Genomic DNA, 24,336 nt, shown 5'->3' on the forward strand with positions numbered 1-24,336 from the left:
AATCCATCAGGAGACAGCATGAAAAATTTCAACGGTAAGGTCGCCGTCATCACCGGCGGCGCCAGCGGCTTCGGTCGGGAGTTTGCCTTGATCGGCGCAGGTCTGGGCATGAAACTGGTGCTGGCCGATGTGCAGCAGGATGCGCTGGACCGTGTCAAGACCGAACTCGAAGCGCTGGGTGCCGAGGTGCTGGCGCTGCGCTGCGACGTGCGTCACGCCGAAGAAGTCCAGGCGCTGGCCGATGCCACCATGGCCCGCTTCGGTGCGGTACATCTGCTGTTCAACAATGCCGGCGTCGGCTCCGGCGGACTGGTCTGGGAAAACACCCAGGCCGACTGGGAGTGGGTGCTGGGCGTGAACCTGTGGGGCGTGATTCACGGCGTGCGCATCTTCACGCCGCTGATGCTGGCCTGCGCCAGACAGGACCCCGATTACGAAGGCCACATCGTCAATACTGCCTCGATGGCCGGCTTGCTCAATGCGCCGACGATGGGTGTCTACAACGTCTCCAAGCATGCGGTGGTGTCGCTGACCGAGTCGCTGTATCAGGACCTGAAACTGGTCGAGGCACCGATCAGTGCCTCGGTGCTGTGCCCGTATTTTGTGCCGACCGGGATTTCGCAATCGCATCGCAATCGTCCGGAAGATGTCGCCAATGCGGCACGTCCGACCACCAGCCAGCTGGCCGCGCAAGCGATGTCCGACAAGGCGGTCAGTTCCGGCAAGGTCACGGCGGCTGCGGTCGGGGCGATGACCTTCGAGGCGATTGCCGATGGTCAGTTCTACATCTATTCGCATCCGCAGGCGCTCGGTCATGTGCAGAAGCGGATGGAAGAAATCATCTCGCAAACCAATCCCGGTGACCCGTATGCCGGCGCCGAGCATGTCCGAGAGATGCTGCAAGCCAAGCTCAAAGCCGGAGCCTGACGCGATGACCGCCACCGTCAGGTCGGGGCAGTTTGCCGCATTGTCGAACGGAACCCGGCTGCATTACGCCAGCGCCGGCGAGCCGGGCCAGCCACTGGTGCTGTTCGTGCATGGGTTTCCGGAATGCTGGTTCGAGTGGGAAGCGCAATTGCAGGAGTTTGGCAGCACGCATTTTGCGGTTGCGCCGGACTTGCGTGGCTTTAATCTGTCCGACATGCCGCCGAATCTGGCGGACTACAAGGCGCGTCACATCGTCGATGATCTGCGTCTGCTGATTGCACAATTAGGTTACGAGCAATGCATTCTGGTGGCGCATGACTGGGGTGGTGCAATCGCCTGGAATCTGGCGATCGCGATGCCGCAGTTGCTGCACCAGCTGATCATCGTCAACTCGCCGCATCCCTACCTGTTCATGCAGGCGCTGGCCACCGATCCGCATCAGAAAGCCTCCAGCGACTACATGAACTGGCTGCGCGCGGAGGGCTCCGAAGCGGCGCTGGAAAAGAACGATTTCCTGTTGCTCGACGGCTTCTTCAATGGCATGGGACAACCGCCTGCGGCGTGGTTCACCGATGCAGTGAGGGAGCGCTATCACGCCTGCTGGCGGCGCGGCTTGCGTGGCGGTGTCAATTACTATCGCGCGTCGCCGCTGCATCCGCCGACCGAGGCGCACCCCGGGCCGCTGAAGCTGACCATGAATCCGGCCGACTTCCGGATCACGGTGCCCACCCGGGTGATCTGGGGCGAGACCGACTTCGCGTTGCCAAAAACTTTGCTCGATGGACTGGATCAGTTTTGCGATGATCTCCGGATTGAACGCGTAGCCGATGCATCGCACTGGATCATCCATGAGCAACCGGCGCTGGTGAATCGCCTGCTACGCGGCTTCATTGATGAAAAAGCAAACGGTGCTTGAGCGCAAGTCCTCTATGACTGCGCGCCAAGCTTGTTATCATTCGTCACCCCAACGGCAAACAGGATCAGGTAAGCGCCATGTTAAAAAAAATCCAGGTGGAAGAGCTCAGGCCTGGCATGTATATTCAGGAATTGTGCATCGCCTGGCTGGATGCGCCGTTCTGGAAAAAATCCTTCCTGCTGGAAGATGCAGAAACACTCTCGAAAATCCATGGCAGCCTTGCCGAGGAAGTCTGGATAGACACGAGCAAAGGACTGGATGTTCTCGCGCCCGCCAGCGACGACCCCGACGCTGAATCACCTGCGGTGGCAGTTGTCGCGCCGCCCCGGCTCGCCTACCGCGAAATCAGACGGGTCTCCATGGCCGACGAAATCGGCAATGCCACCACCATCGTCAACAAGTCCCGCGCAGCAGTCGTGTCCATGTTCAGCGAAGCCCGCATGGGCAAAGCCATCGACGCCCGGAATGCCATGCCGCTGGTCGAAGAAATCGCGGCCTCGGTCATGCGTAACCCCGGTGCGCTGATTGGTCTGGCGCGACTGAAGACGGCAGACGATTACACCTACATGCATTCGGTGGCGGTCTGCGCGCTGATGATTGCATTGGCGAACCAGCTCGGTCTGGATGACAACACGACCCGTGAACTCGGCCTGGCCGGTTTGCTGCATGACATCGGCAAGATGGCCGTGCCATCGACCATCCTGAACAAGCCTGGCAAACTGACTGATGAAGAATTCGTGTCAGTCAAACAGCACCCTGCAGCCGGCCACAAAATGCTGCTTGACGCCACCGGCATCAGCGACATCGCGCTCGATGTATGCCTGCATCATCATGAAAAAATGAACGGCAGTGGCTACCCGGACCGGTTGGCCGGGGAGCAGATCAGTCTGTTTGCGCGCATGGGAGCGGTCTGCGATGTGTACGACGCGATTACCTCGAACCGTCCGTACAAGCAGGGCTGGTGCCCATCCGAGTCGCTGAGCAAGATGGCGGAATGGAGCAAGGGACATTTTGACGAGGTGGTGTTCCAGGCGTTCGTGCGCAGCATCGGAATTTATCCGGTCGGCACGCTGGTGCGGCTGGAGTCGGGACGGTTAGGCGTGGTGGTCGAGCAGCAGGAAAGCAAGTCGCTGCTCAAGCCGAAAGTGCGGGTGTTTTTTTCATCGAAGGCCATGAGTCACATCAAGCCGGAATTGCTCGACCTGGCCAACCCCGCCACCAACGACAAAATTGTCTCGCGCGAAGAGGCCGGCAAATGGGGGCTCACTGACATCAATCGCTATTGGCTGGATGACGGTAGGGGTAGCGCCTGAACTGGGTTCAGTGCACGTTATAGTCCCGGCATGCGCAGCAGGGCCACGACAGGATCGCTGGTTTCGGTCTGATAAGTTGACGCGTCGGTCATGTCCCATTCGTCATTCTGGCGATTCAGCAGCCCGGCAATGATCATGTCCCGTGCAAACTTGCGCCGCGCCAGCGCGGCTTCGGTGGATTGCCGGGATGAGGTTGCCAATGCGCGTACATTGACGACACTATTGGCACCCAGTGTCGGACGCAATGGCTCGGCGACACCGAGTGCAAGGATCAGGTCGGCAACCGCCTGGTCGAGCAAGGCATGGGCTTCGTTCTGGATGTTGCGCAGTGCCTCGGTGTGGGCCGGATCGGCAACCAGGCTGGAGAAAGCGGCGGGGTCGAACGGAGTGTCGGCGGACTGGTCCTGGACGACCAGGGTGTTCGTCTGGGGTGCGGAATATAGGTGCATTGGGGTATTCCCGTGCTGGTTAATGTCGATAGATTTCAGCAAATCACGTCAATAAGTCGATGGGAGATGCGGTCATATAGTCGGATATCCCGCTGGCTTCGGACCGTGATACTTTCCCGCCGGATATCCTATTGCCGGCTGTACGTGCGGAGCTTCATAGGGCTCGCCTTCTCCGGGACCGGACATTTCCTGGTCGACGTTGTCCTCTGCTTCAGTTGCATGAGCATTAGCGAACTGCATCAATTTCTGCGTTGTTGCCATGCCGGCACCAATGCCGAGCAGTGAGCCTAGCAAGGGTCCCAGAAAAACTGTCGCCAGTCCGGCAACCACGTGCCCGACTACAAATCCTGCAATCATCGATCCACCAATAATGGCAATTTTCGGAAACGCTTTTCGGATTGCGCTGAACATTTTCTTTTCCGGGCCAGGGGACGCCGGGATAGTTTGCTGCGAAGGCACCGTGTAATCTTGAGAGGGAAACTGGCCAGGACCCCCAACAGCAATGCCAGGCACTTGACCATGATTTGCCTTGCCGTTTGCCGGTCCGGCAGGATAGCCAATCGATTCGTGCTGCTGGCCCTTTTCAGGCAGGGCCACATGGCCAGTCGATGTCTGCTTCGGGCCAAGCTGGATGACTTTGTTGACCAGGCTGGCGAACTTGTTCGCATAGACACCCGATACATTTGATACGGCTGCCTTGCCATCTTCAGGCAAGGCTGCCGCCTGTGTGGATACTTTTGCCTGGTCTTCTGGACTTGCAGTGAGAATTGGCTGCGGTGTGTCGGCAGCTTTGACGTGAAGGGCGGAGGCATTGTTTGTTTTGGCAGCGGAGGCAGATCCTGTTGCCTCCTTCTCTTCCTGTATCGATGGTAATGTCGGCGTAAATAGATTTCGGGAGATTGGTGGTGCCATGATGGTTTTCTCTAATGAGTACTGTGCCAAGTATCCAGACAAACGGGCAAACCGCTAACCAAAGCCAGACCACCCCCCTTTTCTTTCAGTCGCTCTACAAGAAGCCTGGTTCCATTGTGCGTGCCGGATGCCGACCCCTTCAGTCTCCATCCCTGCCTCAGCAAATCACCACACGGCTACTTCCCCCCGTCAGCCGTTCAACCAGTATCGTCGTCGCAATCCGCTCTGTCATCTCCTGCACATGCGAGATCACGCCTACCTTGCGGCCCATCGATTGCAAGCCATCCAGCGCCGCCATCGCCACACTCAGCGTATCGGCATCCAGACTGCCGAAGCCTTCATCGATGAACAGCGATTCCACCCGTACCCGGTTTGATGACAGCGAGGCCAGACCGAGTGCCAGCGCCAGCGATACCAGAAACGACTCGCCACCGGAGAGCGAATGGACCGAACGCATTTCGTCGCCCATGTCCTGGTCGATTACCACCATTCCCAGCATCTCGGGGATACGCTGCAACCGGTATCGGCGCGACAGGGCATTGAGGTGATGGTTGGCGTAACCGAGCAGTACGTCGAGCGTGAATTGCTGGGCGTAGTTGCGGAATTTTTTGCCGTCTGCCGCGCCGATCAGGTCGTTGAGTTGCGCCCAGACGCGGGTAACCGCTTTTTGTCGGGTCAGCGCATCGAGCAGGTCCGCGGCGTGGACGCGCCGTGCCTGGTCCTGTCGCAGTGCCAGCTGGAATTCGGTGACTCGGACCTGCGCTGCTTCGCGCTCGGTGGCGGCCGCTTGCAGTGCTTGTCGAAGTGCATCGATGGTCGTCGCGTCAGTGCCTTCCTCGGACGGTTTCTGCTGCTGGTGCGCTTGTCGCTGGCTGCTGCGTTCCTGGTGTACCGAGTTTGCTTGCTGGACCGCGACGTCGATGGCGTGCAGTGCTGCGCGCTCGGTAGAAATTTCAGCCATCGAACGGGCCAGCAAGGCATGCAGCGTGGCGGTGCTTAACGCCGCACCATCAGAGGCTTGCGGGAACCGGGTGATCCAGTCGGCAAGCGTGTCCGACGCCGCCCGTGCCTCGCCCGCATGGTCTGCCTGACGCGTTGTTGCCTGGTCGAGGGCTTCAGCATGGCGCGCCTGTAACTGGCTGCTGTTGTTGCTGAGCTGGGTCAGCTGTGCCAGCGTGGTTTTGGCGGTAGCGAGCTGGCTGGCCAATTGGCTTTCGACCTGTTGCACCGGGTCGCCACTGAACAGCTGCTGGCGTTCCGCCTTGAGCGCATCGAGTGCATTGTCGCCCGCCGTAAAAATACGGGTCGCGCTGGTTTCTTCGATCCCGGCCTTGGCGACTGCAGCGAGCAGGTCGGTGGTTTCTTTGGTCAGCGTGGCGCAGTTCTGGTGCGACAGGTCGAGTGCGCCATGACGGGTTTGCCATTGCCCGACCCGATCGGCGCACTGTGCATGAAAGGCTTGCGGATCGGTGTGCCAGTCGCGCCGCCAGTCGGCGGTGGCTGCGGTGGTTGATGTGGCAAATCCGGCATCGAGCTGATTCAGGCTGGCGGCCAGCCGTTCTCTGCATTGCGCCAGTTGCGCTGCCATCGCCTGATGCGCCGATTCGATACCGGTCAGCGCGGTCTGAATAGTCTGTACCGAGTCCTTGCAGATGACATGCCGGCTGGTTGCGACATCGAAGGCAGCTTGCGCTTCGTCGCGTAGTGTCACGGATTGCTGCCAGGCCGTTTCTTGCTGGCGGTAGTCCAGCAAGGTTGTGTCCAGCGTGGCGCGCTGGCTTGTGAACCAGTCGGCCCGCTCGCTCGCCGCCATCTCTGTCAGTTCCACCGAGATGGCGTGCTCCTGCCATTGCCTGACGAACCCGTCCAGCCCGGCCCGGACTTGCTGCTGTTCCAGCGCGAGCGCCGTGTGGCGTGCCTGATGACTGGCCGCAAGGGCGATCTGGATACCGTGCTGCTGTTGCGCGTGCTGGTGCTGCTGCCGACAGTCGGCGACATCCTTGTGCAGGCTGGCGAGCAGTGCATGCAGTTGCGCGCTGGTGTTGGCGTAAGGGTGTTCGGTGGCACCGCAGACCGGGCAGGGCGCCTGGTCGTCGAGCGCGTCGCGCAAGGTTTCGACGCTGGCAGCGCAGGCGGCTTCGGCGTTCCGGAGCGCGCGTTCGGCTTGTGCCAGTGCGGCGGCAAGCGGGATGATTTGCGCGCTGATCTGTCCGCACGCGGTGTCCGCCGCAGTCGCCGCTTGCTGGCTGGCGCGGGACTGTTGGTCCAGTTCTTGTGCCCTTAGCTGTCGTTCGACCAGGTTGCGCCAGAGCTGTTCGCCGTCGGTCAGCTGGTCGCGGCGTCGCTCTGCCAGCATTTTGCGTGCGGTGATGCTGGCAATGTCGATGCCGGCGTGCTGCCGCAGGATTTGCTGGCGCTGCTGATCGGTGCGGGCCAATACGTTGCCGGCGTCAGTCAGCGTCTGGTTGGCGACGCTGAGCAGTCCACGCTGTTGCACGGCCTCGCCGGAGAGCGTCACCAGTGCCGCCTCGGCCTTGCCGATATCGTCACGGCTGGCAGCCGATTGCGTCAGCAGCACGTCCCAGCGTGGCCAGTCGTGGGCCAATGGCTGCAGCGCCGTGTGCAGCGCCAGCCACTGTTCGGTGTCATGCCGCAGGTGCAGCGCGTTGTCCAATGCGCACTGGCGTTCCTGATGCTGATGGCGTAACAGTGCGGTGGCATTCTCGGTATTGGTCTTTGCCTGCAATGCCTGCCGGCGTACTGGCAGAAGCGCATCGATGCGGGCGTCGAGTGCCTTGGCGCGATCGAGCTGCGGGGCTGCGGCGAATTGCGCTTGCTCGGTGTCCAGCAACTTGCGCCGGGCAAGCTCGGCGGCCAAGTCCGCTTCAACACGCGCAATGCCGGCGCTCTCCAGCGCAGTGCGGCAGGCGGTCAATGCCAGCTGGTTTGCGGCAATGCTGCGCGTCAGGCGATCGACGTCAGTGACCAGCGCACGCGCCGGCTGGACCGCATCGATCCGTTCCAATTCCGTGCGTCGAGATTGCGCAGTGTCGTGCTGTTCCCGGGCCAGGCGCAGTTGTTCGTGCGCGCTCTGCTCGTTCTGGCACAGTTTGTCATCGTCCAGATGCCAACGCAGCCGCACGTCAAGCTGATGATGTTGCACACCGAGATTTGCCAGCACGCTATCGGCAGCAGCGGATTGCTGCTCAAGCTGGCTGCGGGCCTCGTCATCCAGCGGAGACTGGTCGGCCAGACGGTCGTTGAGCCGCTGCAGTCCGTCCTGTTCCAGTCGCGCGCGTGCAAAGGCGCGTTGCGACAGCGTGCTGTAAATAGTGCTGCCAGTGAGGGTTTCGAGCAGCTCGCCACGGTCGTTGTCATCGGCTTTCAGGAATGCGGAAAACTCGTTTTGCGCCAGCAGCACGGCACGCGTGAACTGCTCGAACGTCAACCCGATACGCTGGACGATTTCTGCCAGAACTTCCTTGCTGGTGCCGCCTATCGGTTGCAGTCCGGGCAGGCGGTGGAGGCTCATGATGGTCTTTTGCAGACCGCCATCGACCTTGCCGCGCGCGCGCCGCACGCTCCAGCGCGCACGATAGGCGTGATCGTCATTGCCCACAAAATCGACCTCGGCATAGCCTTCGGCGGTGCCGCGTCGCAGCAGGTTGCGGGGGTCTTGTTGCGTGACGGTCGTGTTGCCGACATCCGGCAGATTCTTGTTGCCGGCCTTGATCAGGCGCGGCGTATTTTCGTACAGTGCCATGCAGAGCGCATCGAGCAGGGTACTTTTGCCGGCCCCAGTGGGGCCGGAGATGGCGAACAGGCCGGCCGACTTCAGCGGCTCCTGCTCGAAGTCGACTGCAAAATCGCCCGCCAGCGAGGCCAGGTTGCAACCGCGAATTGCCAGGATTTTCATGCGATGCCTTCGGCAGGATTGAGTACCAGTTCGGCAAAGACGGCCCGCAGTTCGCTCGGCGCATCGTCATTGAACTTGCTGCGATAAAGCTGGTTGAAGATGTCTTCCGGTTGCAGCCGATCGAACTCGTCGAGCGACAGCGTGACGGTTTCGGTGGCGCTGCGTGCGGCAAAGCGGGTGTCTATTCTGGCGAGCCGGACCGGCTTGCCTAGCAGTGCGGCCTCGATGCGGGACCGCAGTCCGGGTTCGGGCGCATCCAGGCTTATCCGCACTTCCAGATACGGATGGCGCCGGACATCGTCGGTGGCGGGCAGGGCGAGTGTGGCCAGTGCTGCCAGTACGACGTCGATCGACGCAGGCTGCTTTGGTACGCGCAGCAGGTCAACTGCGCGTGGCACCTGCAGCGGCGTGATTGCAGCCAGCAGTTCGCCGTCGAGGTCAACCCGCAATACCTGATGCGGATAGTCCACTTCGGCAAACGACATCGGAATCGGACTGCCGCAATAGCGCAGACGGTCCTGCTTGCCGACGCGCTGGGCCAGATGCAGGTGTCCGAGCGCGGCATAGGCAATGTCGGGACCAAACAGACCCGCTGGCAGTGCCTCCGTGCCACCGATGACAATGCGCCGTTCGGAATCCTCGGAGGTTTCGCCACCGACCATGTGGCAGTGGCCCAGCGCAATGATGGCCTGACCGGGCTGGCGCAGGGTCAGCGCATGGTCCAGCGCCTGCCGGTACAGCAGCGCGATACCGGCCATGTACGGATCAGCGACGCCGTCATCGGCAACGCGCGGCACATCACCCGGTCGCAGGAATGGCACCGCCAGGCACCATGCGGCAACCTCGCCGTGACGGTTCTTCAGCGGCACGACCAGGCGTGCAAGATCGATCGTCCCATCGACCAGTCTGGGGACGAAGCCGATGACGTGGGCATCCAGGGTTTCCAGCAATGGGCCCGGTGCCTCCAGTCGTCCGGGAGAGTCATGGTTGCCCGCGATGATGACGATATCGAGATGCGGGACGCGTGCTTTGGCTTGCTGCAGGAAGCGGTAAAACTGTTTTTGCGAAGCTGCAGACGGATTGGCGTTATCAAAAATATCCCCGGAAATCAGCAACGCCTCGGCTTGCTCGGCGGTCAGGGTGTCGAGCAGCCAGTCGAGAAATTGCTGATGTTCGTAACCACGTTCAAAATTATGCAAGGTCTGGCCCAGGTGCCAGTCCGAGGTATGGATGAAGCGCAAGTTGGTGTCCTTTGGGTGCGTTCGATGGGCAATGCAGGTATTGTCGTCAGCCGGAGAATTTGTGGCTGGTGTGGAGTATACCGGGCTACGTGATGGCCGATGTCGGGGAGCGCGGACTAATTGGAGTAGAAGCGGTACACGAGCGTGGTCGGACGTGTTTCAGCTAATGCGACGTCAACATGCGGAAAGAGACCCGAAACGGCGTTGTGAAAAGGTCGCGAGCGGCGCCTTCAGATTCTATCAAAGTTGCGCTGGGGTACGGCGGTGCGGAGATTCGAAAGACTCCCCCTCAATGTTGTCGGGTGGCGGTTACGTTGACAGCGCGTGTTTTCCTTGCGGATAACCGGTGACGATTTTTTTGGGCTGTATCGGTTTCGTATCTGGCTCGAACTCCTCCAATGGTGGTTCGAGCTCATCTTCTTTGGTTTTATCTTCCGGATCGTTGAGCTCATCCGGTTCATGCGGACGGACTTCCTGATCTGCAGGATTATTAGTCTGGTCGTTCGCATAGATCGAGTGAATGAGGCCAGCGCCAAGCGCAAACCCGACGAGGATCGGTACTGCTGCTTGCAATAACGTCCCAAGAACAAGCAGCGCTGGCAGTCCGACCGGAGTGACCATCAGTGCCAGAGCACCAACGGCCAGACCGGCGCAAACAAGCCCGGCTACCGGTTTAACGAAACAGTTTTTGACGGCCCAGCTGAGTTTTTTCATGATACCGGGCGAATCCCCGTCCGCTGTCCTGTTGCTTGAGGTTTCTGACTGCAACTGTCCAATATGCTGATGCTGAGCCGCAATGTGATGTTGAAGTTCGTCTATCTGCTGACTGAGGTGATCAATGGCTTCATGGAAGGGAATGGCAGCCCGGGCCACCTCCTGCTGTACTGCCTCGGAAAACTTCAGATCGTCTGGCGGTTGCGGGTAGCCGATAGGCTTAATTACCGGCTGCGACAAGTCGCAGTCTGGCTGCTGATAGTGGTTCGGCGCTGGTTCGCCCTCAACCGCTCCAAGTCCGGTCCGTATCTGTTTAGCGCCAGATGTTCCGCCTACTGGATCGGGCATGCGATGTAACTCCTCTAATAATTAAACCCTTGGCACAATCGCCAAACCTGGATGAACTCGACGGCTGGGCTGTTGTCATCGCACAGGAACCGACCATCATTGAGTCGTCGTCACGCCATGTCAGGTTCCACAAATAAATTTGTCAAAAAAAATCCGGCTGCCTCGCGTGTAGCGAGGCAGCCGGATCAGTGTTGCGCGTTAGTGAAAGTTATTTCGGTGCTTCCGCAGGAGCGGCCGGAGTAGCCGGGGCAGGTTCGGCCGGCATTGGTGTTGCTGCTGGCGGAACAATTACTGTCGTGCTGCCGGATGGGCCCATCGCACCGGTGTCACCCTTCGGTCCCGGGGTCGACATTGGTGTCTCGGTGCTTGGAACAACAACGGTTTCCTTGCGTTCGCAACCGGCAAAAATAACGGTCGAGGTCAATGCGGCGAGTATGAGAAATTTTTTCATGAGAGTGCTCCCGGTGAAGTCAGTCGGATTTGGGGAAAAAGAATTCTTTGGCAGTGTCGTGCGGTGCTAGCGGTGTTACGGAATCAGGAGATTATTACTGGTCGCCTCTGGCTGGAACTTTATCGACTTTCGGATCGCCAGCCCGCTCGAGGTCGGCGGTCGCCGACTTGGTTGACGTGGCCGGGGCCCGCGAGGTCGGAGGGACCGGACTGCGCATTGAATGCTGCTGTAACGTCGCGCTTGGAAGATGCATTGCTGCTCCCGAAAGTTGACAAGACGCTAATGCTACTTCCGGCCTTGGCGACCTCACTATCGGACATTGACGCATCTTTACGTAGGAAATGCGGAAGCGGTGCGGTGGAGTAACTGCGTCCGGGAAATGTCGTGTTCAAGCGAGATGTCATTGCCAGACGCGATGCTGGCAAATTAGGCTGACAACGAATGCTGGCACCTAGTGCTGAAGAATAATGCGCTCATTCAATGACGCATTGTCGGCAGTGTCCAGCCGCACGATGGTCGAGGCCCGGGTGCCATAGCCCGGCGTGTGGATGCACACTGCCGAGAGTGCACGTTCCAGTTCAATTGACAGTCCGGTTTTGGGTAAGCGGCAATCCGTCGCGAGCCGGGTATCGGTCAACATTTCAAAAAATGCTTCATCGCTGGCGCCCTGGCAGAGCAGGCTGGCAAATTCGGCTTTTGAACGCACCACTTTCGGCCACGGTGAGTCCAGTTTTGCGTTGGACAGGCCATAGATACCGGGCAAAATAGGCTGCCCATTACGGGCATCGTCGGCCGCGCGGTTGGAAAACCAGCGTAGCTGATGGCAATCGCCCACGAGCAGATTGAAGCCATTGTAGTCATCGGCTTGCGCGGCTAACCGAGCGACGTATTCCTCCGACGAGATCGTTCCGGTCAAAAAATCGGACACCAGCTCACCGCGCGAACGGACGTCGGTACGCTGTTCATCGGGCGCTCGTACGTTGGTAATGGCCGCAAAGCGTCCGTCCCGCGTGATGCCCATCCAGGTGCCGCCACCCTGCAGGTCCCGCCCGGCAAAGACTTGCGGGAAGTCGCTCCACCAGCCGGCGGCCGCGGTTGGCCGGTCCAGAAATTCATCGCGGTTAGCCACGGCGATCAACGGCCTTCCGGGGATAACTTGCCACGCAAAGGTAATCAGGCACATGGCGCGAGGTCCTCGAAATGTTCGATGTGGCGGTAGCCCTGACTCAGCATGGCCAGTCCTTCCTCGGCGGCGACATGTTCGATCACGGTGTCGAAGCCGGGGGGCACATCCTGATAAATTTCCATCCAGGTTTGCAGTCCCTCTTTTTCTTCCGGACGTCGCTTCAGCTGCACCGCGATGTCGTACCCCGCAGCCATGCGTTGCCGGAGCGCGGCAGCACGTTGCCGTGCCAGTGCTGCATCCTGTGAGCGGATCGTGTAATAGACAAAAATATCCATGGATCAGCGCACTCCTGTAGTCGTCAGACGGTGTCGGGCAGGGCGTAAGGCAGCGCAGAAAAATGCAGTACCGCGCCGTTCAAGCCGAGGCGAATATTGTCGCCGTCCAGAGCCGCTGTCTTGATTTCAATTAGGCAATGATAGACGCCATCGTGATCGCGCGCTGCATTGACGATCATCCCGCACGGTTGTTCGGCATCTTTATCGGCATATACCTCCATGCCGGCGACCGCCTCGGCGGCCGAAACAGACGCTGGCAGCATGCGCCGCTTGAGTTTGCCGAGGTACTGGCTGCGGGCGACGATTTCCTGGCCGGGATAACAGCCTTTCTTGAAATTCACGCCGCCGATTGCCTCGAAATTGATCATCTGCGGAACGAATTTTTCCTGGGTCGGCAAGGTAATGTGGGGAATGGCTGCCGTGATCTCCGACAGTCGCCAGGCCTCGGGACTGGCAAATTCGAGGCCAGCGTCCAGTGCAGGCCATGCGCTCAGTGCAATCGCCGGGCTGGTGATCCACTGGTAACGAGGCACTCCGGCGGCATCGGCCACGCGCACCAGCGTGCCTGCGTCAGTGTCCACTTTGCCAAAAGGCACAGCAGGTACGACCGGGAACCATTGCGCCAGAACGGGCGCCACTGCAGCGCCGCCCAAACCGAGGATGACGAACGCATCTGTTGCATCGGTGATCTTTGCCTTGGCGCGCATGACGAACATTTGCAGGCGCTTCTGGACCGTGGCCTGGATGTCGCGGGATACCTCCAGCATCACCGAGTCGGCTGAACGCCACATCAGGAACGAGGCCAGCAATCTGCCTTTGGGCGTGCAGTAACCGGCAAGTCGGGCCTCATCCAGAGTCAGATGTTCCACATCGTTAGTGAGCTGGTTGTGCAAAAAATTGGCCGCATCGTCACCGCTGCAGGCCATCAGGCCGAGGTCGGTCAACGCAGAAAAGAACCCTTTGCCGGAGACGCCGGTGGCGTTGGAAGTGGTGGTTTGTGATGCAATGAATTGGTGCCAGTCAGTCATGGTGTTCCGGAGAAAGTCAGGAGAAGATCGGGTTATCCGTTTATCATTCCGAGCTGATTATAGATGCGTGCCCGAGATCGCGTCGGAACCCGAGGACTGATGAGATTTTTCAAACAACTTTTTCTGTGGCTGGTTGCGCCGGCACTGTGCGTAGCCGCAGGCATGCTGTACTGGGCAAAGCAGCCGATCCTGACGCCGGGCGCCGGACCGGTCGACTTTACGATCCAGCCTGGCAGCAGCGTACGCAGCGTGACAGAACAACTCGCTGCCCAGCGTATTCCGGTGCAACCGGTTGCCCTGGAGTGGCTGGCGCGCCTGAGTGGCAAAAGCAGCCGGATCAAGGCCGGTAGTTATGAACTGAAACCGGGTACGACGCCGTTGCGACTGATCGATCAGCTTGCCCGCGGCGAGTTTGCACAGGAGTCGCTATCGATTATCGAAGGCTGGACTTTCCGCCAGATGCGCCAGGCGATCGCGCTGCATCCGGCGCTCAAGCACGACACAGTGGCGCTGTCCGATACCGAACTGCTGGCCAAGATATCGACGGACTTCATTTTGCCGGAAGGTCTGTTTTTTCCTGATACTTATTTGTTCGCCAAAGGCGTCAGCGATTTGCAAGTCTATCGGCAAGCCCATATCGCCATGCTCAAACGACTTGCCGCCGCCTGGGATAAACGCGATCCGTCGCTACCCTACAAAAAGCCCTACGAGGCATTGACGATGGCATCGATCATCGAAAAAGAGACCGGCCAGAAATCCGAGCGCAGCATGATCGCGGGGGTCTTCGTGAACCGTCTCAAGACCGGCATGCTGCTGCAAACAGACCCGACCGTCATTTATGGCATGGGTGAAAAATTCCAGGGCAATATTCGCAAGAGCGACTTGCTGGCCGATAACCCGTTCAATACGTACACCCGCGCAGGCTTGCCACCGTCGCCCATCGCCTTGCCCGGAAACGCCGCGATCACCGCCGCACTCAATCCCGCGCGCACCGAGGCGCTGTACTTTGTCGCGCGCGGGGATGGCAGCAGCGTATTTTCCAGCAACCTGACCGACCATATTCGGGCAGTCAACAAATATCAGCGGTAAAGATCCATCATGAAAAAATCCTCATGAACAGCGGCAAATTCATTACCTTTGAAGGCATTGATGGCGCCGGCAAATCCAGTCATATCGGCTTCGTGGCCGACTTGCTGGCGGCGCGCGGACATACCGTCGTGACTACCCGTGAGCCGGGTGGTACTGCACTCGGCGAGCAACTGCGCGAAGTGTTGTTGCATCAGAAAATGCACCTCGAAACCGAAGCCTTGCTGATGTTTGCCAGCCGCCGCGAACATCTGGCGCAAGTGATCGAACCGGCCCTGGCGCGGGGTGACTGGGTCATCTCGGACCGCTTCACCGATGCCACGTTTGCCTATCAGGGTGGCGGTCGGCATTTGTCGATCGACAAGCTGGGTCAACTGGAAACCTGGGTGCATCCGCATCTGCAACCCGACCTGACCCTGCTGTTTGATGTGCCGCTAGAAGTGGCACGGGCAAGGCTCGATAGCGCCGGGTCGCATGACAAGTTCGAGCGGGAACAGGCGGATTTCTTTGCCGACGTACGTGCAGAATACCGGCGACGCGCGACGCAATTCCCGGCGCGCTTCAGGATCATTGATTCGACAAAGCCGATGGACGAAGTTCGCAATGCACTTGAGGTTATTCTTTCAAGTATATGAAAAATATGGATAAACTAACTCTTAATGTTTTACATTTAAGATTTTACTTCAAGAGTAAAAGCGCCTGATGGCTACCGCGATCTATCCGTGGCATCACGCCGCCTGGCAGCAACTGCAGGACTTGCGTGCACGATTGCCGCACGCGATTCTTTTCCATGGCAATGCCGGCACAGGCAAGACTGCTTTTGCCGAGGCTTTCGCGGAATCACTGCTCTGTGAAACGCCGAAGCCGGACGGACATGCGTGTGGGGTCTGCCTGTCGTGCGGCTGGTTCGCGCAGTACAGTCATCCGGATTACCGTCGCGTCAGGCCAGAAATGCTGGACGACGATGGTGCGGAGGAGGATGACTCCGGCGACACAAAAAAAAGTGCGAAGGCCAGCAAAACGCCATCGAAAGAAATCCGTATCGAGCAAATTCGGGCGCTGGCGGATTTCATGAATATCTCGACCCACCGCAATGGCAAGCGCGTGGTGTTGCTGTACCCGGCCGAGGCCTTGAATACGCCGTCGGCCAATGCGCTGCTGAAGACGCTGGAAGAGCCGCCTCCGGAGACGGTTTTTTTACTGGTATCGAATAGCCTGGATCAGCTCCTGCCCACCATCCTGTCCCGCTGCCGCCAATTTGCGCTGCCGACGCCATCAGCGCCGGACGCGCTTTCCTGGCTGGCCGGCCAGCAGGTCAAGGATGCTGATATCTGGCTGGCCGAACAGGGTGGTGCGCCGTTAGCCGCGCTGGAGGTATCGCGCGCCGGTTCGCACGACTTGCAGGACGAGTTGCTGGGGATGCTCGCGCGGCCGTCCGTCGAGGCGGCGTTGAAGTCCGCAGACAAGTTGCAGAAGGCAGGAAATCGTGACTTGGTGGTATGGACACAACGCTGGCTGTACGACATGTTCTCGTACAAGCTTTCTGGCAACATCCGGTATTATCCTCGCAGACACAACGAACTCGCGCTGCTGGCTGGCCGCGTCCGGATCGATCAGTTGTTGGTTGCACTGCGCCAGGCCAACGAGCGGCGAGCGATCGCGGAACATCCGTTATCGGCCAAGCTGTTCATCGAGGATATGCTGCTCGATTACTCACTTCTTTTTCAATAGGATTCAACGGTTATGGCCGAATTACCCGCATCAGGCAGCGCCAGCGTGGCAAGACCGTCGGTATTGTCATTGGCCATCAAGGAAAAATCGGCACTGTATGCGGCCTACATGCCGTTCCTGAAGAATGCGGGAATTTTTGTTCCGACCAGCAAGGCATACCGGATGGGTGACGAAATTTATCTGATCCTCAGCCTGATGGACGATGCCAACAAGTATCCGATTGCCGGCAAGGTTGCCTGGATCACGCCGGCAGGCGCCAACAATAACAAGGCGCAAGGCATTGGTGTTCATTTGCCTGACGACGAAAGCGGCCAGCGCGTACGTGCCCGGATTGAAGAGCTGCTGGGCGCGGCATTAGGCTCGTCACGCGCCACCCATACGCTGTAGTCATCACCACGATCAATCCTGAAAGACCTGCTCAGGTTCATCCTCAATCCCGTTTCTGTCGGACTCTCTCCATGTCATTTACCCATCGTCTCGCCCGCATCGACGACTTGCCGGCCATCGTCGCCATCTATAACAGTACGGTTGCGTCACGTGAAGTGACGGCCGACACCACGCCAATTTCAGTGGAGTCGCGCCTGGCCTGGTTTGCCGAGCACAATCCTGCGCTGCGTCCATTGTGGGTGGTGGAAGGTGCCGGCCAGCATGTCATCGGCTGGCTGTCGTATTCGAATTTTTATGGTCGCCCGGCGTATTCCGGCACGGCCGAGCTGTCGATCTATATTGATGAAGCAGTACGTGGCAAAGGACTGGGACGCTATCTGCTGACCGAGGCGATTGCGTTTGCACCCAGCATTGCCGTACATACCCTGCTGGGATTCATCTTTGGTCATAACCGTGCCAGCCTGGCGTTGTTCGATAAATTCGGATTCTCGCGCTGGGCCGAGATGCCGCGCGTGGCGACCCTCGATGGCATCGAACGTGACTTGATCATCGTCGGCAAGCGGGTCGCCTGAGGCAGGTACAATCGTGGCATGTATATCGATTCCCACTGCCACATCAATTTCCCTGAACTCGCGGCCCGCTTGCCGGAGATTTTCGACAAGATGGCCGAGAACAAGGTCACCCATGCGCTATGCGTGTCGGTCGACCTGCCGGACTTTCCGCAAGTGCTGGCACTGGCGCAGCAATACAATCACATCTATGCGTCGGTTGGCGTGCATCCGGATTATGTCGACACGCCCGAACCCAGCGTCGAGCAACTGGTACGCTTGTCGCAGCATCCGAAGATCGTTGCCATCGGCGAAACCGGGCTGGATTACTTTCGTCTGACCGGTGATCTGGACTGGCAGCGAGAACGGTTTCGGGTGCATATCCGCGCGTCGCGCGCGACCGGCAAGCCATTGATCATCCATACCCGCGCAGCGTCGTCCGACACTATTCGCATCATGCAGGAAGAGGGCGCCGGGATACACGACGGCGGCGCTGGCGGCGTGATGCATTGTTTTACCGAATCACTTGCGGTGGCCGAGGCGGCGATTGCGATGGGATTTTATATTTCGTTTTCCGGCATAGTTACTTTCAAAAGTGCGAAAGACCTGCAAGCGGTGGCGCTTGCCGTCCCGATGGAAAACATGCTGATCGAAACCGACTCGCCGTATCTGGCGCCGATGCCACATCGCGGCAAAATGAATGAACCGGGTCTGGTACGACACGTGGCCGAATACATCGCCAGCCTGAAGGGCTTACCGGTAGAACGGGTGGCGCAACAGACCACGGATAATTTTTTCAAGTTGTTCAGGATTGCACGATGAACGGACCTCAGTTCGGCAACGGCAAGCGCTGGCGGCAGCTGGTTTTGGCAATCGCCTTGCTCGCGGCAAGCGCAACCTTGCCCGGTGGTGCGGTCGCTGGCGCTTACGACGATTATTTTTTTGCGGTGCGCTCTGACAATGCCTATCAGGTCAAGCAATGGCTGCAGCGCGGTGTCGATCCGAACACGATTGATGCCGAGCGTGGTGAAACCGGCCTGATGCTGGCATTGCGTGAAAAAAAATCGGACGTCGTCGAGGTCCTGCTGAAAGCACCCACGCTGGACGTTGAAGCGCGTTCGCGCAATGGCGATACAGCCTTGATGGTGGCCGCCTACACATCGAACAAGCCGGTAGTGCAGGCGCTGCTTGCGCGAAAAGCCGAGGTCAATCGTCCCGGCTGGACAGCGCTGCATTACGCGGCAACGGCAGGTGCCAACGAGATCGTGCAATTGCTGCTCGATCACTACGCCTACATCGACGCCGAATCACCCAACAAGACCACGCCGATCATGATGGCGGCGCGTGGCGGGCACATCCTGACCGTGAAACTGCTGCTCGATGAAGGTGCTGATGCCACCCTGAAAAACGAGCAAGGCATGACGGCCATCGATCTGGCCAAAAAATTCGACCATAAAGATATTGCCGAAGGTCTGGCGTGGCGCATACAGCGGGCTGCGCCTCGCTAGGCATTGCAGCCAGCCCTTTCAAGGTGGTGCATGGGCTGCGAACAAAGCGTCGAATTCGTTGCAGAATCGTCGGCTGGGCTGCGAAGCCCGACTTGCGTCAAGCTGCCTTGTAGGTCGCCACGACGCGCGGTCTGCGGTAGCTAAAACGGTTGCGCTCCGTTGATGCAAGCCGGGGGCGGCCCGGCAGCCGGTCACTTCTTTTTGCTTCGCCAAAAAGCAGTAACCAAGAAAAAGGCGACCGCAAGACCGCTGCCCTGCGGGTTCCCAAAAACCGGGTACGGCAAGAGGGAAGCCCGCAAACTCGCTACCCTTGCAGGGCGCAGATCCGCTTGCAAGCGGATCCCGTTCCGCAGGCGGATCGCATGCGATCCGAAACCCCTGCTACACCTCAGACAGTGCGGGCTTCTTCTCCTCTTGCCGCACCCGGTTTTTGGCAGCGATCTTTTTATGCGGAATTCAAGGTCAAAACCAAGCCCAGCCTTGGAACCAGCGAGATGGTCGTGCTCGCTTTGCGCGAGAAAACTTCCTCGTCGTGATCGACATCGAGTTCAAAACCAACGTCAAAACCGACGTCAAAACCAACGTCAAAACCCAAAACCTACAAGGCTTTTACAAGTCATCTTTCTCGCGCAAAGCGAGCCTGACCATCAATCAATCACCAAGGCTGGGCTTGGTTTTGACCTTGAATTCCGCATAAAAGGCCGCTGCCAAATACCGTGTCCGGGCAGGGGATAAGAGGGCCGCACTGTCTGAGCGTAGCGAGTTTGCGGCCCTCCCCCTGACCGGGCGCGGTATTTGGGAACCCGCAGGGCAGCGGTCTAGCGGTCGCCTTTTTTTGCTTACTTTATTTGGCGAAGCAAAAAAAGTGAGCGGCTGCCGGGCCGCACCCGGCTTGGCTCCACGGAGCGCAACCCGTTTTAGCTACCGCAGACCGCAGCCCGCAGACCGCGCGTCGTGGCAACCCGCAAAGCAACCTGACGCATGTTGGGCTTCGCAGCCCAACCTACGATTCGGCAACGTCACCGTCACTGTGTTTGCTGTTCGACGCCCACCTTGCGAGGGCTGACTTCGCAGCCCAATAGTCGGTGGTTTGCCTGGTGAAATTTGCAGGCAACGCCCACCTTTAAAGGGCGGGCCCGATTCAATTGCGTCCGATCGAATTGTTCATGCCTTCGCCATCATGCTCAACGCAACCGCTTCCGCAACCTTGATGCCATCCACCGCGGCCGACAAAATCCCGCCCGCATAGCCCGCGCCTTCACCGGCCGGAAACAGACCGATCGTATTCAGGCTCTGGCAGTCGTCATTGCGATTGATGCGGATCGGCGACGAGGTCCGGGTTTCGACGCCGGTCAGTACCGCATCCTGCATCGCAAAGCCATGGATCTGTTTGTCGAACTCTGGCAGGGCTTCACGAATCGCATCGATTGCATAGCGCGGTAACGCTGTATTCAGGTCACCGAGTTGCACGCCGGGCGTGTACGACGGCGTTACGGCGCCGAGCTCGACCGACGGACGGTCGGCAATGAAGTCCCCGACCAGCTGTCCCGGCGCGCTGTAATTGCAGCCGCCCAGCTCGTAGGCTCGGGATTCCCACTGACGCTGGAATTCGAGGCCGGCGAGCGGACCACCCGGATAATCTGCCGGTGTGATACCCACCACGATACCGCTGTTGGCATTGCGTTCATTGCGCGAATACTGACTCATGCCGTTGGTGACGACCCGGCCCGGCTCAGACGCCGCAGCGACCACGGTGCCACCCGGGCACATGCAGAAGCTGTAGACCGAACGGCCATTGCTGGCGTGATGCACCAGTTTGTAATCTGCCGCACCCAGCACCGGATGACCGGCGTTCGGACCGAGCCGGCTGCGGTCGATGACCGACTGCGGATGCTCTATGCGAAAGCCGACCGAAAACGGTTTTGCTTCGATATACACGCCGCGCCGGTGCAGCATCTCGAAGGTGTCGCGCGCGCTGTGGCCGATGGCCAGCACGATATGGTCACTGAGCAGTTCGGTGCCGTCAGACAGGGTCAATCCGCGCACCTGACCTTTTTCGATCAGCAAGTCGTCGACACGACTCTGAAAACGGAATTCTCCGCCTAGACCTTCGATCGTTGCGCGCATTTCCTCGACCATTTTGACCAGCCGGAACGTACCGATATGCGGTTTGCTGACATACATGATTTCTGGCGGCGCGCCGGCCTTGACAAACTCCACCAGGACCTTGCGGCCGTAATGCTTGGGGTCCTTGATCTGGCTATACAGCTTGCCATCCGAAAACGTACCCGCGCCGCCCTCGCCAAATTGCACATTCGATTCCGGATGCAGTTCACGCTTGCGCCACAGACCGAAGGTGTCCTTGGTCCGTTCCCGCACCGACTTGCCGCGTTCCAGAATGATCGGTTTGAATCCCATCTGCGCCAGGATCAGGCCGGCGAAGAGCCCGCATGGCCCGGTGCCGATGACCAGCGGACGCGACCGCAAATGCGCCGGTGCGGTGGCCACGAAGTGATACCCGGTATCCGGCGCAGGCATGACGAGCCGATTGCCACCCACGCGCTTGAGCACGTCCGCTTCATCGCTGACGACAACATCGAGCGAATAAATCATCAGGATGGCGTTTTTTTTGCGCGCGTCGTAGCTGCGCTTGAAGATCGTAAAACTGATCAACTCCGCTGCGGTAATCCCCAGACGCGCGATGATCGCATCAGGCAGAGCCGTCTCGACATGGTCGAGCGGTAGTTGAACATCGGTCAATCGCAACATGGATAATATTTTTCGAGTGCGTCCGCAGGGCACCAGCGTGCAGCGGACAGGGTTGAGGCGGGAACGGCCGCCATTTTACCGCAGGCGAACCGGTGATGAAGGCATCGCCAAGCAGGTAAATTTTTTAAGGTGCTGGCGGTTTTTACCCTCGTTAGAGGCCTGCAGAACGCCAACGCGCAAGAGGGCAGCACCTGTTGCCGGCGCCACGGCGTTGACCAGTCGATTGCGTCTCTGGAGTATCGTCATTCACCGGCCCTCAAACGCAGGATGGATACGCGGTGGTTTTCTCGTTAAGCTGATCCGGGTCGACCTCGCTGCCAGGGCGGACATTTCGTTTTACTGCGGGACCATGCGGTTGATGACAATCTGACCGCTGACGTTGTCATAAAAAATAATACGACCGTTCTTTTCAGGTTATAGTGCAGGTCGAAAAAGACGGATCGTTACGCTGCAAATACCCGCTACCCATACCGGGTTCACCCATTCAAAAGGAAGAGACATGACTGCCGAATATCAGGTCAATGGCGCTGTTGCCATCATTACGCTCAACAATCCACCGGTCAACGGACTGGGCCTGTCGACCCGTACTGCGGTCGTCGAGGGTGTCCGCAAAGCACTGGCCGACGATGCCGTGAAAGCCATCGTGCTGACCGGCGCCGGCAAGGCATTTTCAGGTGGCGCAGATATCAAGGAGTTCAATTCGCCGAGCGCGTTCGCCGAGCCATCGCTGCACACGCTGATCAACGTGGTCGAGGGTGCCAGCAAGCCGGTGATCGCCGCGATCCACACGGTATGCATGGGTGGTGGACTGGAACTGGCATTGGGTTGTCACTACCGCGTTGCGGCAATCGGCGCGCAGATCGCGCTGCCGGAAGTCAAACTCGGGATCTTGCCGGGTGCTGGCGGTACGCAGCGTTTGCCACGTGTGGTCGGCCTGGAACTGGCGCTGAACATGATTGTGTCTGGTACGCCGGTTGCGTCCGAAAAGCTGGCAAAAACCGCACTGTTCAACAAGATCATCGAGGGCGACCTGATGGAGGGTGCACTGGCTTTTGCGGCCAGCATCGCCGACGCACGACCACTGCCAAAAGTGCGTGACATCAAGGTTGACTACCCGAATTACGAAGCCTTCCTGCAGTTTTCGCGCAATACCGTCAAGGCGATGTCGGGTCCGTATCCTGCTCCGCTGAAATGTGTCGAGGCCGTCGCCGCATCGGTCACGAAAAAGTTTGACGATGGTATCAAGTTCGAACGTGACCTGTTTATCGAACTGGTCCAGACCACGGAATCGAAAGCATTGCGTCACGCCTTTTTTGGCGAACGCGCTGCCAGCAAGATTCCTGATGTACCGGCCGATACCCCGGTGCGCTCCATCAAGTCGGCCGCCGTGATCGGTGCTGGCACCATGGGTGGCGGGATTGCGATGAACTTCGTCAATGCCGGCATCCCCGTGATGCTGCTGGAGACCAAACAGGAAGCGCTCGACAAGGGCATCGCGACCATCCGCAAGAACTACGAAAACACGATGAAGAAGGGCAAGCTCACGCAAGAGAAGTTCGACCAGCGCGTCGGCATGATCAGCGGCACCCTGAACTACGCGGATATCGGCCAGGCCGACATCGTCGTTGAAGCCGTATTCGAAGACATGGGCGTCAAGGAAACCGTGTTCAAGAAGCTCGATGAAGTCATGAAGCAGGGCGCGATCCTGGCATCGAATACCTCGACGCTGGACGTCGACCAGATCGCCTCGTTCACGAAGCGGCCGCAAGACGTGATCGGGACGCACTTCTTCAGCCCGGCCAACGTTATGAAGCTGCTGGAAATCGTGCGCGGCAAAGCCACTGCCAAGGATGTCCTGGCAACCACCCTGGCGCTGTCGAAAAAAATCAAGAAGACCGGTGTCGTATCGGGTGTGTGCGACGGCTTCATTGGTAACCGCATGATCGAACAGTACAGCCGTCAGGCTGGTTTCCTGATCGAAGAAGGCGCGTTGCCGGAGCAGGTCGACAAGGCAGTCGAGAAATTCGGCTTTGCGATGGGACCGTTCCGCATGGGTGACCTGGCCGGTAATGACATCGGCTGGTATATCCGCAAACGCCGCTATCTGGAAAAGCCGGAAATCACGTATTCGAAAACTGCCGATCTGCTGTGCGAACTGGGCCGCTACGGCCAGAAGACCGGCGCCGGCTGGTACGACTACAAGGCGGGTGACCGCAAGGCGTATCCATCGGCACTCGTCAACGACATGATCATCAAGCACTCGGCCGATATCGGGGTCGAGCGACGCAAGATCAGTGATCAGGAAATCATCGAACGACTGGTGTACTCGCTGGTCAATGAAGCCGCACATATCCTCGAAGAGGGCATCGCAATGCGTGCTTCGGATATCGACATGGTCTACCTCACGGGCTATGGCTTTCCGGTGTTCCGTGGCGGACCGATGTTCTATGCCGATACGGTCGGTTTGCCGAATGTGCTGATGACGATGGAAAAGCTGGCAAAAGGCCGTCACGGCGACGCCTGGAAACCGGCACCGTTGCTGGTGAAGCTGGCTGCCGAGGGCAAGACCTTTAACTGAAGTTGCTGAGGTTTTGTACGACGAATAAAAAAGCCCCATGACGTCATGGGGCT

22 protein-coding genes are annotated in these 24,336 nt (G+C 59.0%); 12 read left to right on the forward strand and 10 right to left on the reverse strand.

What is annotated here, in order from left to right; translation table 11 throughout:
• The first annotated feature begins 18 nt into the window (after window positions 1-18).
• The 3 genes from ABD720_RS00405 to ABD720_RS00415 all read left to right on the forward strand — a co-directional run bounded on the left by ABD720_RS00405 (window position 19) and on the right by ABD720_RS00415 (window position 3,156).
• A complete protein-coding gene (locus ABD720_RS00405; protein WP_344761199.1) occupies window positions 19-927 on the forward strand; it encodes an SDR family oxidoreductase in 909 nt (302 codons plus the stop codon).
• Between the two features lie 4 nt (window positions 928-931).
• Window positions 932-1,843 carry an alpha/beta fold hydrolase gene (locus ABD720_RS00410; protein WP_344761200.1) on the forward strand — a complete coding sequence of 304 codons (912 nt, stop codon included), beginning with the start codon at window positions 932-934 and terminating at the stop codon, window positions 1,841-1,843.
• Between the two features lie 77 nt (window positions 1,844-1,920).
• Complete coding sequence (locus tag ABD720_RS00415; RefSeq protein WP_344761201.1) at window positions 1,921-3,156, forward strand: cyclic di-GMP phosphodiesterase; 1,236 nt, start codon at window positions 1,921-1,923, stop codon at window positions 3,154-3,156.
• A 17-nt stretch (window positions 3,157-3,173) separates the two neighbouring features.
• Here ABD720_RS00415 and ABD720_RS00420 read toward each other — a convergent pair whose 3' ends face one another.
• The 9 genes from ABD720_RS00420 to ygfZ form a co-directional block, all read right to left on the reverse strand.
• Complete coding sequence (locus tag ABD720_RS00420; protein ID WP_344761202.1) at window positions 3,174-3,605, reverse strand: hypothetical protein; 432 nt, start codon at window positions 3,603-3,605, stop codon at window positions 3,174-3,176.
• A 72-nt stretch (window positions 3,606-3,677) separates the two neighbouring features.
• Window positions 3,678-4,517 carry a hypothetical protein gene (locus ABD720_RS00425; protein ID WP_344761203.1) on the reverse strand — a complete coding sequence of 280 codons (840 nt, stop codon included), beginning with the start codon at window positions 4,515-4,517 and terminating at the stop codon, window positions 3,678-3,680.
• Window positions 4,518-4,674: 157 nt separating this feature from the next.
• The gene (locus tag ABD720_RS00430; RefSeq protein WP_344761204.1) at window positions 4,675-8,433 is read right to left on the reverse strand and encodes an AAA family ATPase; all 3,759 of its coding nucleotides are present in this window, start codon (window positions 8,431-8,433) and stop codon (window positions 4,675-4,677) included.
• Window positions 8,430-9,674 (reverse strand): exonuclease SbcCD subunit D C-terminal domain-containing protein, encoded by a 1,245-nt coding sequence (locus tag ABD720_RS00435; RefSeq protein ID WP_344761205.1) that lies wholly within the window; start codon window positions 9,672-9,674, stop codon window positions 8,430-8,432. The genes ABD720_RS00430 and ABD720_RS00435 overlap by 4 nt, the downstream gene beginning before the upstream one ends.
• A gap of 309 nt (window positions 9,675-9,983) precedes the next feature.
• The gene (locus tag ABD720_RS00440) at window positions 9,984-10,736 is read right to left on the reverse strand and encodes a hypothetical protein (protein WP_344761206.1); all 753 of its coding nucleotides are present in this window, start codon (window positions 10,734-10,736) and stop codon (window positions 9,984-9,986) included.
• Between the two features lie 208 nt (window positions 10,737-10,944).
• The gene (locus ABD720_RS00445; RefSeq protein WP_344761207.1) at window positions 10,945-11,187 is read right to left on the reverse strand and encodes a hypothetical protein; all 243 of its coding nucleotides are present in this window, start codon (window positions 11,185-11,187) and stop codon (window positions 10,945-10,947) included.
• Window positions 11,188-11,638: 451 nt separating this feature from the next.
• A complete protein-coding gene (locus ABD720_RS00450; RefSeq protein ID WP_344761208.1) occupies window positions 11,639-12,370 on the reverse strand; it encodes an NRDE family protein in 732 nt (243 codons plus the stop codon).
• On the reverse strand, window positions 12,361-12,648 hold the full coding sequence (locus ABD720_RS00455; protein WP_344761209.1) for a DUF4936 family protein: 288 nt from the start codon (window positions 12,646-12,648) through the stop codon (window positions 12,361-12,363). The genes ABD720_RS00450 and ABD720_RS00455 overlap by 10 nt, the downstream gene beginning before the upstream one ends.
• A gap of 23 nt (window positions 12,649-12,671) precedes the next feature.
• Window positions 12,672-13,676: a CAF17-like 4Fe-4S cluster assembly/insertion protein YgfZ gene (gene ygfZ / locus ABD720_RS00460; RefSeq protein ID WP_344761210.1), complete on the reverse strand. Its 1,005-nt coding sequence runs from the start codon at window positions 13,674-13,676 to the stop codon at window positions 12,672-12,674.
• 99 nt (window positions 13,677-13,775) lie between these two features.
• Here ygfZ and mltG point away from each other — a divergent pair, with 99 nt between their 5' ends.
• The 8 genes from mltG (at window position 13,776) to ABD720_RS00500 (ending at window position 19,633) form a co-directional block, all read left to right on the forward strand.
• Entirely contained in the window at window positions 13,776-14,765 is a 990-nt protein-coding gene (gene mltG / locus ABD720_RS00465) for an endolytic transglycosylase MltG (protein ID WP_344761212.1), read from the forward strand.
• Between the two features lie 23 nt (window positions 14,766-14,788).
• Window positions 14,789-15,397: a dTMP kinase gene (gene tmk, locus ABD720_RS00470; protein ID WP_344761213.1), complete on the forward strand. Its 609-nt coding sequence runs from the start codon at window positions 14,789-14,791 to the stop codon at window positions 15,395-15,397.
• A gap of 67 nt (window positions 15,398-15,464) precedes the next feature.
• A complete protein-coding gene (locus ABD720_RS00475; protein WP_344761214.1) occupies window positions 15,465-16,493 on the forward strand; it encodes a DNA polymerase III subunit delta' in 1,029 nt (342 codons plus the stop codon).
• A 12-nt stretch (window positions 16,494-16,505) separates the two neighbouring features.
• Window positions 16,506-16,880, forward strand: coding sequence for a PilZ domain-containing protein (locus ABD720_RS00480; protein WP_344761215.1), 375 nt, complete (start codon window positions 16,506-16,508; stop codon window positions 16,878-16,880).
• A gap of 71 nt (window positions 16,881-16,951) precedes the next feature.
• The gene (locus ABD720_RS00485; RefSeq protein ID WP_344761216.1) at window positions 16,952-17,452 is read left to right on the forward strand and encodes a GNAT family N-acetyltransferase; all 501 of its coding nucleotides are present in this window, start codon (window positions 16,952-16,954) and stop codon (window positions 17,450-17,452) included.
• An 18-nt stretch (window positions 17,453-17,470) separates the two neighbouring features.
• Window positions 17,471-18,250, forward strand: coding sequence for a TatD family hydrolase (locus tag ABD720_RS00490; protein ID WP_344761217.1), 780 nt, complete (start codon window positions 17,471-17,473; stop codon window positions 18,248-18,250).
• Window positions 18,247-18,936, forward strand: a complete 690-nt coding sequence (locus tag ABD720_RS00495; protein ID WP_344761218.1) for an ankyrin repeat domain-containing protein — start codon at window positions 18,247-18,249, stop codon at window positions 18,934-18,936. The genes ABD720_RS00490 and ABD720_RS00495 overlap by 4 nt, the downstream gene beginning before the upstream one ends.
• 310 nt (window positions 18,937-19,246) lie before the next feature.
• The gene (locus tag ABD720_RS00500) at window positions 19,247-19,633 is read left to right on the forward strand and encodes a hypothetical protein (protein ID WP_344761219.1); all 387 of its coding nucleotides are present in this window, start codon (window positions 19,247-19,249) and stop codon (window positions 19,631-19,633) included.
• Window positions 19,634-20,100: 467 nt separating this feature from the next.
• Here the strand turns inward: ABD720_RS00500 and ABD720_RS00505 are convergent, their stop codons facing one another.
• Window positions 20,101-21,705, reverse strand: a complete 1,605-nt coding sequence (locus ABD720_RS00505) for an NAD(P)/FAD-dependent oxidoreductase (protein WP_344761220.1) — start codon at window positions 21,703-21,705, stop codon at window positions 20,101-20,103.
• Between the two features lie 499 nt (window positions 21,706-22,204).
• On the opposite strand from ABD720_RS00505, the gene ABD720_RS00510 reads away from it, so the two are divergent.
• Window positions 22,205-24,283, forward strand: a complete 2,079-nt coding sequence (locus ABD720_RS00510; protein ID WP_344761221.1) for a 3-hydroxyacyl-CoA dehydrogenase NAD-binding domain-containing protein — start codon at window positions 22,205-22,207, stop codon at window positions 24,281-24,283.
• The last annotated feature ends 53 nt before the right edge of the window (window positions 24,284-24,336 follow it).

The sequence above is a fragment of the Actimicrobium antarcticum genome, from assembly GCF_039536745.1.
Taxonomy (GTDB): domain Bacteria; phylum Pseudomonadota; class Gammaproteobacteria; order Burkholderiales; family Burkholderiaceae_D; genus Actimicrobium; species Actimicrobium antarcticum.

Coding starts and splice junctions, on each gene's coding strand:
- ABD720_RS00510 (WP_344761221.1), top strand. CDS start 22,205: ATGACTGCCGAATATCAGGTCAATGGCGCTGTTGCCATCATTACGCTC.
- ABD720_RS00415 (WP_344761201.1), top strand. CDS start 1,921: ATGTTAAAAAAAATCCAGGTGGAAGAGCTCAGGCCTGGCATGTATATT.
- ABD720_RS00455 (WP_344761209.1), bottom strand. CDS start 12,648: ATGGATATTTTTGTCTATTACACGATCCGCTCACAGGATGCAGCACTG.
- ABD720_RS00505 (WP_344761220.1), bottom strand. CDS start 21,705: ATGTTGCGATTGACCGATGTTCAACTACCGCTCGACCATGTCGAGACG.
- ABD720_RS00475 (WP_344761214.1), top strand. CDS start 15,465: ATGGCTACCGCGATCTATCCGTGGCATCACGCCGCCTGGCAGCAACTG.
- ABD720_RS00495 (WP_344761218.1), top strand. CDS start 18,247: ATGAACGGACCTCAGTTCGGCAACGGCAAGCGCTGGCGGCAGCTGGTT.
- tmk (WP_344761213.1), top strand. CDS start 14,789: ATGAACAGCGGCAAATTCATTACCTTTGAAGGCATTGATGGCGCCGGC.
- ABD720_RS00485 (WP_344761216.1), top strand. CDS start 16,952: ATGTCATTTACCCATCGTCTCGCCCGCATCGACGACTTGCCGGCCATC.
- ABD720_RS00480 (WP_344761215.1), top strand. CDS start 16,506: ATGGCCGAATTACCCGCATCAGGCAGCGCCAGCGTGGCAAGACCGTCG.
- ABD720_RS00440 (WP_344761206.1), bottom strand. CDS start 10,736: ATGCCCGATCCAGTAGGCGGAACATCTGGCGCTAAACAGATACGGACC.
- ABD720_RS00410 (WP_344761200.1), top strand. CDS start 932: ATGACCGCCACCGTCAGGTCGGGGCAGTTTGCCGCATTGTCGAACGGA.
- ABD720_RS00405 (WP_344761199.1), top strand. CDS start 19: ATGAAAAATTTCAACGGTAAGGTCGCCGTCATCACCGGCGGCGCCAGC.
- ABD720_RS00430 (WP_344761204.1), bottom strand. CDS start 8,433: ATGAAAATCCTGGCAATTCGCGGTTGCAACCTGGCCTCGCTGGCGGGC.
- ABD720_RS00425 (WP_344761203.1), bottom strand. CDS start 4,517: ATGGCACCACCAATCTCCCGAAATCTATTTACGCCGACATTACCATCG.
- mltG (WP_344761212.1), top strand. CDS start 13,776: ATGAGATTTTTCAAACAACTTTTTCTGTGGCTGGTTGCGCCGGCACTG.
- ABD720_RS00445 (WP_344761207.1), bottom strand. CDS start 11,187: ATGAAAAAATTTCTCATACTCGCCGCATTGACCTCGACCGTTATTTTT.
- ABD720_RS00450 (WP_344761208.1), bottom strand. CDS start 12,370: ATGTGCCTGATTACCTTTGCGTGGCAAGTTATCCCCGGAAGGCCGTTG.
- ABD720_RS00490 (WP_344761217.1), top strand. CDS start 17,471: ATGTATATCGATTCCCACTGCCACATCAATTTCCCTGAACTCGCGGCC.
- ygfZ (WP_344761210.1), bottom strand. CDS start 13,676: ATGACTGACTGGCACCAATTCATTGCATCACAAACCACCACTTCCAAC.
- ABD720_RS00420 (WP_344761202.1), bottom strand. CDS start 3,605: ATGCACCTATATTCCGCACCCCAGACGAACACCCTGGTCGTCCAGGAC.